This is a genomic window from Herbaspirillum sp. GCM10030257, assembly GCF_042666555.1.
GTDB lineage: Bacteria > Pseudomonadota > Gammaproteobacteria > Burkholderiales > Burkholderiaceae_D > Noviherbaspirillum.
The window spans coordinates 1-1726 of record NZ_JBHTDH010000096.1; the positions used below are offsets into that span (position 1 = coordinate 1).

Genomic DNA, 1726 nt, shown 5'->3' on the forward strand with positions numbered 1-1726 from the left:
ACGGCAAGCTCGACCGCAAGGCGCTGCCGACGCCGGACGGCGAAGCGTATGCGGTGCGTGCGTACGAAGCACCGCAAGGCGAAGTCGAAACTGCACTGGCCGCGATCTGGGCCGAAGTACTGAATCTTGACAGTCAACAGATAGGACGCAACGACCACTTCTTTGACCTGGGCGGTCATTCGCTGCTGGCCATGCGGGTGGTGTCGCGCATCCGCGAAGTGCTGGGCGTGGAACTGGGCGTGACTGAACTGTTCACCCATACCAGCCTGTCGGCGCTGGCAACAGCCGTCGGTCACGCCGCGCAAAGCGAACTGCCGGCCATCACGCTGGCGTCGCGTGCAGACGCGCTGCCGCTGTCGTTCGCACAGCAACGGCTGTGGTTCCTGTCGCAAATGGAAGGTGTCAGTCAGGCCTATCACATCCCGCTGGGACTGCGTATGCAGGGCACGCTCGACCGCAACGCATTGCAGCAGGCACTGGACCGCATCGTCGCGCGCCACGAAGCATTACGCACTACCTTTGTGCTGGAACACGGCCAGCCGGTGCAGCGCATTGCCGCTGATACTGGCTTTGTATTGCAGAAACACGACCTGCGCAACGAGAACGACGCCGAAACTGCACTAAGCGAATTAGCCGAGGCCGAAGCCGCAGCACCGTTCGATCTGGCCACCGGCCCGTTGGTGCGAGGCCGCCTGATCCGGATGGCCGACGACGAGCATGTATTGCTGGTGACGATGCACCACATCGTCTCGGACGGCTGGTCGCAGGGCGTGCTGATCAACGAGTTCAGCGCGCTGTACAACGCCTTCAGCAACGGTAAGGAAGATCCGTTGTCGCCGCTCTCTATCCAGTACGCCGACTATGCAGTTTGGCAGCGGCGCTGGATCGATGGCGAGGTGCTGCAGGCGCAGGCGGCCTACTGGCAGCAGACGCTGGCGGGGGCGCCGGCATTGCTGGAGTTGCCGACCGACCGGCCGCGTCCGGCGGTGCAGGACTATGCGGGCGATGTGGTTGGACTGGAACTGGATGCCGAACTGACGGCGGGCCTGAAGGCGCTGAGCCGTCGCCATGGCACCACGCTGTTCATGACTGTCCTGGCAGGTTGGGCAGCGGTGCTGTCGCGGCTGTCGGGGCAGGACGAGGTGGTGATTGGCACGCCGATGGCTGGCCGCTTGCGTGCCGAGGTCGAGCCGCTGATGGGCCTGTTCCTCAACACGCTGGCGCTGCGTATCGACCTATCTGGCCAGCGGGCTGTCGGGAAGCTGCTGCAGCACGTGAAGCAACAGGCACTGGCCGCGCAGCAACACCAGGACCTGCCGTTCGAGCAGGTAGTCGAGCTGGTCAAGCCCGAGCGCAGCCTGGCGCACAGTCCGCTGTTCCAGGTGATGTTCGCCTGGCAGAACAACGACGCTGGCCGACTGGAGCTGCCCGGCATAGATTGCATGCCGTACGGAGCGCAGGGCAGTACCGCCAAGTTTGACCTGACCCTGAACCTGGGCGAGGACGGCGACGTGGTTGCCGGTGGATTGGAATATGCAACGGCACTGTTTGAGCGCGCCAGCGTCGAACGCATGCTGGGTTACCTGCAGCGTGCATTGACGGCGATGGTGGACAACGACAGCCTGCAGGTTGCGTGGCTGCCGCTGTTGGACGAGCAGGAACGCACGCAGTTGCTGGTGGACTGGAACGCAACGCACGCCGACTATCCGCAAGACCAGTGCATCCA

At 63.8% G+C, this 1726-nt stretch carries 1 protein-coding gene; it reads left to right on the plus strand.

The window, feature by feature from the left end; all coding sequences use genetic code 11:
* A partial coding sequence (locus ACFQUU_RS29210; RefSeq protein WP_382252135.1) for a condensation domain-containing protein occupies positions 1 to 1726 on the plus strand: 1726 nt, incomplete at both ends.